The sequence below is a fragment of the Geminocystis sp. GBBB08 genome (assembly GCF_016743215.1).
GTDB lineage: Bacteria > Cyanobacteriota > Cyanobacteriia > Cyanobacteriales > Cyanobacteriaceae > Geminocystis.
Window position 1 is genome coordinate 1 of the sequence record NZ_VRZC01000179.1, and the last position, 7,217, is coordinate 7,217.

Annotated in this window: 9 protein-coding genes; 3 read left to right on the forward strand and 6 right to left on the reverse strand. The window is 32.0% G+C overall.

Annotated elements, in window-relative coordinates:
• Window positions 1–227: 227 nt before the first annotated feature.
• The 3 genes from FWJ34_RS16680 to FWJ34_RS16690 all read right to left on the reverse strand — a co-directional run bounded on the left by FWJ34_RS16680 (window position 228) and on the right by FWJ34_RS16690 (window position 1,951).
• Window positions 228–665, reverse strand: a complete 438-nt coding sequence (locus tag FWJ34_RS16680; protein WP_308256474.1) for an FHA domain-containing protein — start codon at window positions 663–665, stop codon at window positions 228–230.
• A gap of 264 nt (window positions 666–929) precedes the next feature.
• Window positions 930–1,646: an ABC transporter ATP-binding protein gene (locus tag FWJ34_RS16685; RefSeq protein ID WP_308256475.1), complete on the reverse strand. Its 717-nt coding sequence runs from the start codon at window positions 1,644–1,646 to the stop codon at window positions 930–932.
• Window positions 1,647–1,723: 77 nt separating this feature from the next.
• Window positions 1,724–1,951, reverse strand: coding sequence for a ferredoxin family protein (locus tag FWJ34_RS16690; RefSeq protein WP_308256476.1), 228 nt, complete (start codon window positions 1,949–1,951; stop codon window positions 1,724–1,726).
• 379 nt (window positions 1,952–2,330) lie between these two features.
• On the opposite strand from FWJ34_RS16690, the gene FWJ34_RS16695 reads away from it, so the two are divergent.
• The 3 genes from FWJ34_RS16695 to FWJ34_RS16705 all read left to right on the forward strand — a co-directional run bounded on the left by FWJ34_RS16695 (window position 2,331) and on the right by FWJ34_RS16705 (window position 5,290).
• Window positions 2,331–2,879 carry a hypothetical protein gene (locus FWJ34_RS16695; RefSeq protein WP_308256477.1) on the forward strand — a complete coding sequence of 183 codons (549 nt, stop codon included), beginning with the start codon at window positions 2,331–2,333 and terminating at the stop codon, window positions 2,877–2,879.
• Between the two features lie 83 nt (window positions 2,880–2,962).
• Complete coding sequence (locus FWJ34_RS16700; protein WP_308256478.1) at window positions 2,963–3,664, forward strand: response regulator transcription factor; 702 nt, start codon at window positions 2,963–2,965, stop codon at window positions 3,662–3,664.
• Between the two features lie 312 nt (window positions 3,665–3,976).
• Window positions 3,977–5,290: a hypothetical protein gene (locus FWJ34_RS16705; protein WP_308256479.1), complete on the forward strand. Its 1,314-nt coding sequence runs from the start codon at window positions 3,977–3,979 to the stop codon at window positions 5,288–5,290.
• A gap of 188 nt (window positions 5,291–5,478) precedes the next feature.
• Here FWJ34_RS16705 and FWJ34_RS16710 read toward each other — a convergent pair whose 3' ends face one another.
• The 3 genes from FWJ34_RS16710 to FWJ34_RS16720 are packed head-to-tail and all read right to left on the reverse strand — an operon-like array spanning window position 5,479 to window position 7,029.
• On the reverse strand, window positions 5,479–5,616 hold the full coding sequence (locus tag FWJ34_RS16710) for a DUF3011 domain-containing protein (RefSeq protein ID WP_308256482.1): 138 nt from the start codon (window positions 5,614–5,616) through the stop codon (window positions 5,479–5,481).
• Window positions 5,617–5,625: 9 nt separating this feature from the next.
• The gene (locus FWJ34_RS16715; RefSeq protein ID WP_308256480.1) at window positions 5,626–6,069 is read right to left on the reverse strand and encodes a DUF3011 domain-containing protein; all 444 of its coding nucleotides are present in this window, start codon (window positions 6,067–6,069) and stop codon (window positions 5,626–5,628) included.
• 15 nt (window positions 6,070–6,084) lie between these two features.
• Window positions 6,085–7,029 (reverse strand): TAXI family TRAP transporter solute-binding subunit, encoded by a 945-nt coding sequence (locus tag FWJ34_RS16720; RefSeq protein ID WP_308256481.1) that lies wholly within the window; start codon window positions 7,027–7,029, stop codon window positions 6,085–6,087.
• Window positions 7,030–7,217 lie beyond the last annotated feature (188 nt).

Sequence of the window (7,217 nt, forward strand, 5' to 3'; positions counted from 1 at the left end):
CTGGAGATTGTGTGTGTAGTGATATAGAAGGTTGGCCTAATAATGATTTACCGAAACCAAGAAATCCTATAGATAATCAACAGAAATTAGTCGAGATAAAAAATTCTCTTAATCAAAAATACCCATAAATTTAAAAACTTTATAGTTACTAAAAATATACCTTTGTTTGAGTATTGGGGAAAAATTTTTCTGATCGTTCTTGAATAAAATTTGATCTAAAATAATTTTTAATCTTCACACTCACTAAGCATCATCGCTGGATCAATTAAGGTAATATCAAAAGGATCATCAAGAGGTAAAGAAGGAAAAATATCTCGTTGAGTATGTTGATAAATTAAACAAACTTGTGGTCCAAAAACAATTTTATCACCATTTTTTAAATGTTGATTGGTTACTTTTCTGCCGTTAATAAGAAGACCATTAGCACTAAAATTATTCGTACCATCTCCGTCTAAAATCTCATAATAAGCATAACCTTGATTATCAAATTGTCTAACCATCGTAGCATGATAACGGGAAACGAAGGGGGAGTGAATTCTAATATCTGACTGTTGTGCCCTGCCAATAGAGTATTTACTTTTTCTCAGGAGAATTTCTCGTCTGCCTTTGTCATCTTCGACGATTGCAATATGAGCTTTATGAGGTTGTGCTAAAGAATTTGACATGGCTGATGCTTAAGTAAATTTGAGGAATAAATATAAAGTTTAGATAAAGTTTAGATAATCTCCTTTTATTGTAATCAAAACACTTAAGTATTTAACATTTATTTTAGCTACCATTTTGGTTGTTTCCTCATCTCTTAAAATTTCTTAATTTTATAATTCTTGTTGTCTCCTAATTCTTCATTCATGTTAGCTAAATGACTGAAATTTAGAAGCTATTGAAGTTAGTGTACAATAATTATTAAAAAAGTTGAGGTGAAAAAAACTCTAATGACTGACACCGAGATATAATTCAGCTACTTGAGGATTATTTAGTAAATCTTCTCCTTTACCCTCAATAGCATCCTTCCCACTTTCCAACACATAACCACGATGTGCCATCATTAAAGCTTTTTTCGCATTTTGTTCCACTAAAACTATAGCCTTACCTGTGACATTAATTGCTTTTATTTGTTCAAAAATATGATTCACCAAAATAGGAGAAAGTGCGGCTGATGGTTCATCTAACAATAACAAATCGGGGTCTAACATTAAAGCTCTACCCATAGCTAACATTTGTCTTTCACCTCCTGATAATGTGCCGGCATTTTGTTTTGCCCTTTCTTTCAATTTAGGGAACATAGTATATATTATCTCTTTTTGCTTTTTTGTTGAACCAGATAATGTATAAGCACCCATTTCTAAATTTTCTTCAATGGTGAGACGGGGAAAAACATTAACAATTTGTGGCACATAGCACATACCTCGCTTAACGATTTCATTTGGCTTTAATCCAGCAATATTTTCCCCTTTAAAGATAATTTTACCCTGATTTGGTGATAATAACCCAAAAATAGTCTTCGCAAGGGTAGATTTTCCTGCTCCATTAGGACCGATTACAGTTACTAACTCAGAGGTGTCAATTTTAAAATTTATGCCTTGTAAGATGTTCAAATCTTTAATATAACCAGCATAAACATTTTCTACTTCTAGTAAATAACTCATAATAGGTAATAGGTAATAAATAGGTGTATGTAGTATAAAATATTTAATACTAGCTTTAAAAGTCTCCAAGTCTTCCACTAAATAGGGGTTTTTTGCAATTCAGGACGTTCTTCTGCTAAAATAGCATCTTCAACGGGGCATACTTGAAGACAAATTCCACAGTCAATACAAGTATCGAAATCAATCCAATACCAATCAGTGCCTTTTCTGTTTTTACTTGGTCCTTCATGAATACACGCAACAGGACAAGCTGAAACACAATCTGCTATTCCTTCACAAACATCTGTTACAATAGTATGTGGCACTTTTGTCAACTCCTCTTTGATATGTTTATTGTCGAAGTTATTATACTTTAAGAAATAGATAATAAGCAATGAATAGTGTAAAATAAACTCTTAATTCAACCATGAAAAAAACAATATAGCTATCGGCTATCAGCTATCAGCTATCAGCTATCAGCTTTAAGGTATAGTAAGATTTACAGATTTATTTTTTAATTTTTACTTCTTCACAAATGATTTAGCATTGGTATATATAGTAATTCTCAGACTACTAAAGTATGTTTTTTGCTCAGTACAAATGCGTCAGCAGATTCTCTCTAAATCCCGTTGAAAAAAGAGACTTTAATTTTTTATTTGTACCTCATAATCATCAAAAAGATTAGATAAATTATCAATTATAAAAATGTCTTACTTTCAATATTCTTCAGGAAAAAATCATCATAATCAACAGTTAAGTTTATTTGAATCTAGGGCAATTTATGACGTCAAGAAGCCTCATTTAAAGCCTGATTTGGTTATGAGTAAAGACTTTTTAGAAAGTTGGAAAAATAATCTTTATAGTTATCAACAAAGTCAACGTAATAGTTTATCTCAACAACTTAATTTAGTTCTTGATAATGCTATCATATCTGATGTAGATTTATTTGATCCTTTTTCTTTGGAAACTCATCCAGATCAATTTTATGATTTACCGAACTATAATCTTAGTGAAAGTTGCCTTTATTTTATTTTAGATACCTATGCTAATTTACTTTTATATATAGGAGAAACTAAATTATCTCCTTCTCAAAGATGGGTTAATCATCACTGTAAAAGTTATATCCAAAATTATATTGAATTGCACCGAAAGTATAAGTTAAATTTAATGATTAGAAGTGCTTTTTCTTGGGGTATTTCTCCTAATAAAAAATTACGTCAAACCATAGAAAAAAATTTAATTTTAAAGTGGTGATCGCCATTTAATAAAGAATCATGGCAATATTGGGGGCAACCGTTTAAATGAGAATTTAGAATTTAGAATTTAGAATTTAAAATATGGAAATTTTAATAGTAGAAGACGAAAAAGAAATCGCTCAACTTATCAATACTTGTTTAACGAAAGAGGGATTTCAATGTCATGTCGCCCATGATGGATTATCAGCGCTCGAAAAGGCAAAAACAATACAACCAGATTTAATTATTTTAGATCTCATGTTACCAAAACTTGACGGGTTAGAAGTATGTAACCGTATTAGAAATTCAGGAGTCACAAAAGACCCTTATATTCTCATGTTAACAGCAAAAGGAGAAGAAATTGATCGAGTTATCGGTTTATCTACGGGGGCGGATGATTGCTTAGTTAAGCCTTTCAGCCCAAGAGAATTAGTCGCAAGAGTAAGGGCATTGTTACGGCGTAGTATGCGTCATGGAGGTCAAGATCAAATTCACGAAACTCCTCACTTTATTCTTAATTTAGATGAACATACCGCCATTCGTCAACTAGATGATGGAAAACAGGAGGAATTAGACTTAACCGCCTTAGAATTTAACTTATTAGCGGCTTTCGTTAACAATCAAGGTAAAGTATGGAGTCGCACTCAATTAATTGATAAACTTTGGGGTGCAGATTTTTTCGGTGATGAAAGGGTTGTTGATACTCATATTCGCCGTTTACGCAAAAAAATTGAGCCCAATCCTGCACAACCTTCTTTTATAAAAACCGTTGTGGGTGTTGGTTATAAATTTGAAGACAATTAGATTAAGATTAAGACAATACTGGGAAAATATCAGTTTTGTTAAAATGTTGGATGAAAACAAAATAATATTAAAAGAATAATTTACAGAAAAAGAGAAAAAATAACTTGCACAGAAATGGGAATAGAGAAAAAACCTGATCAATATTATTATAGTTACTGAATTATTATAGTTACTGAGGCAAAATTAATTGTATATAGGCAATGGGTTTAAACCCCTTGTTAGTATAGATTTGAGAAAAGTAAAGGGCAATCGATTAATTTTGCTTACTTACTTAGTTACTGATTTCCAATAAAGTCTAATTAATAAGTTATTATGAATAGTCCAAATTCTGCTATTATGCAGTGTATCGAAGAATTAAACTATCGAGTTACCGTAGGAGATGTTGCGGGTAAATCTGGATTAGACGTGAAGATTGTGCAACAAGAATTATTAAATCTTGCGTCAGATACTAATGGTAATTTACAGGTAGCCGAAACGGGAGATATAGCGTATTTATTTTCTCCTAATTTTCGGACGATTTTAAGAAATAAATATTGGCAATTACGTTGGCAAAAATGGTTACAAAAAGTATGGCAAGTTATCTTTTATTTAATTAGAATATCTTTTGGTATTTTACTAATTTCTTCTATTGTTTTGATGCTTATAGCTATTCTGGTTATTGTGGTAGCTATTAACAGTAAAAATGATGATAACGATAATAGTAGTAACTCAAACAGGCAAGGGGGAGGATTTTTCTTTGTGCCACGCTTCTGGTTTTCTCCTGATATTTTTTGGATATTTACTCCTGATTATCAACAAAGACGTTATCAAAGACAACTAAGTAATTCAGCGGAAAATGAGCTTAATTTTTTAGAATCAATTTACTCTTTTCTTTTTGGTGACGGCAATCCTAATGCTAATTTTGAAGAAAAACGTTGGCGAGGAATAGCTACAATAATTCAAAATAATAATGGAGCTATTATAGCTGAACAATTAGCTCCTTATTTAGATAATATTGATATTGATAATGGAAGAGATGAAGGCTATGTTTTACCAGTATTAATTCGTTTTAATGGTTATCCTGAAGTATCAGAAAAAGGTGACATTATTTATTATTTTCCTGAATTACAAGTCAAAGCGGAAACTAGAGGAAAAGTCGATATTTATCCTTATCTTCAAGAAAACTTATGGAAATTTAGTTTAGCTACTAGCAGTCAAAAAATATTAGCCATCGGTTTGGGGGCGGTTAATATAGTATTAGCATTAATATTAGGCTCATTATTAACTCCAGAATTAGCTCAAGAAATAGGTGGTTTTATTTTATTTGTGAATTTTCTTTATCCTATATTAATAACTTATGCTGTTAGTTATTTAGCAATTCCTTTAATTCGTTATTTTTGGTTACAACATCGCAATAAGAAAATAAATCAGAGAAACTATCAACGGGAAGAAAGAGCAAATTTACTCAAATCTAGTCAACAGTTAAAGTTAAAAATTAATTATGCTCAACAATTTGCAAATCAGACAATTATTAGTCAAGAAAACCTTGCTTACTCTACCGAAAAAGATTTATTAGATCAACAGTTAGAACAAGCTGATAAAATAAATCAAGAATGGGAGAAAAAACTTAAAGGCTATGAGGAATGAGGAATTTAGAATTTAGAATTTAGAATGAGAAAGCAAAAAGTCATTCTCTCACCTGCGTCACCTTCTCTTCTATTCCCTACTTTCATTAAAAAACTCTTCAGCAATTTTTTTGTGAGGCAATGCTGTTAAAAGTCACTCCTACCTACATTACTATACTTCATCCAAGCACTAATAATAACCATTCTTTATTAACTTCTAATTTCAAATTGTCCTCGGCAACCTTGATCAACCCAGATGCCATCTCGATCGTAGCCCCATGTATTTCCTTCCCAACAGCCAGAGTTACTAAGCTGTCGTCTAAGAATAACTCGATCCCGCCGACTAATATTTACAGTTCAACGGGTGAAATTACCTCGTTCTGAACCACAAGTTATTGTACCATTAGAATTAGAATTATTAGAACCGGAAGCAAGAGCCGTAGTGATCGCACCCACCACTAAACCGCCGATAATTGCGCCTGTATTATCACCACCAGTATTATAATTGTTATTGTTATTATTATTTCCCCCTCTATCTCTTACAGCAAATTCCGCACTACAACCTTGATCAACCCAGATTCCATTTCGTTCGTATCCCCAAGTGCTACCTTCACGACATTGAGCATTACTAATTTGACGAACAAATCTCACTCCTCCTCTAGTATCCACATTACAAAAATTATAACGACCTCGATAAGATTCGCAAGTAATTCGACTTTCTGCAGAAGCAGGATGGGCTTGAGAAAAGAAACCAACACTAATGGCACTAATTAAGGCTAATCTATGTAAATTTTTGATCATTAATTCATTCTCCAGTTAAGGTTTTACGCATTTAGACATTCTGGTTAATTCTTTCGAGTTTAATGGCTTTAAATCAACTTGTTTCCAGATAGGATTTCCATTTGCCTGTAACCATGTTAAATTATCTTTAATTAAAGATGCCACAACATTTACTTGAGTACAGTCATCATTTTCCACCGTAAACAAAAAAGATTGAATAGCTAAAGTTTCTACCTTTTCTGTTTGCCAAGGATAGGTATTAGCTGGTAAAGTAACAGGAGAATACAAGGTAGAATAAAACTCATCCTCTGGACTTATAGTCAACATTACTGGCAAAAGGTGAAAATTATCTTCAGGTAAAATTTGCTCTTGCAACACTTTTGATGGCACTCCAGCAACATAAAACAAAGCATCGATATTACCGTTACGAAGTTCGTGAATACCTCTTTTAATATCATAGGTAACTAACTCTTGGGGATTAATACTCAATTGATATAGTAAAATGGAGGCTGTCAGACTTGTACCGCTACCTTCTTCACCGATGGAAACTCTTTTCCCCACTAAATCTTTTAAGGATTTAATCTCTTTATGTGCTATAACGTGGATTTGTTCTTTAAAAAGAGGTAAAACGTTTCTTAAACTTTCTGCTTTGATGCTGATTTGTTCATCATCGTTAGCAAAAATATTTAAAAAGGCTAACACATCCCCTTGAACTATACCTAGTGCTATACTTTCGTAATTGAAAACATCATTAATATTTTGTAATGCTCCTTTAGTGGGTATAACGTCAATATCTAAATTGTGTTTTTCTCCTAGTTTTTCTATGTCTTTACCGATGGAATAATATTCTCCGATTTCATTCCCCGTCACTAACTTTATTTCTGAAGATGTTTGAGCTAGGCTAGGATGAGGAAGAAAAACAAACGGTATGGCGACTATTCCTAGTAAACTTCCCATTAGAGAAGATAAGGGTTTTTTCATATTTGAAATTTTACCAGATAATATTAACGTTTTAAGTTTAATTCATTGTGAATATTTCTGTTTAACTATCCCTCTTTTGTCAGTTTCCGATTTTAACTATTATTAAATATTTTCAAACAGCTTGATAACTAAAGATTAAAGCATACTACAGAGTCAAATTTACTAATTTAAAGTTTCGATTTATTTCA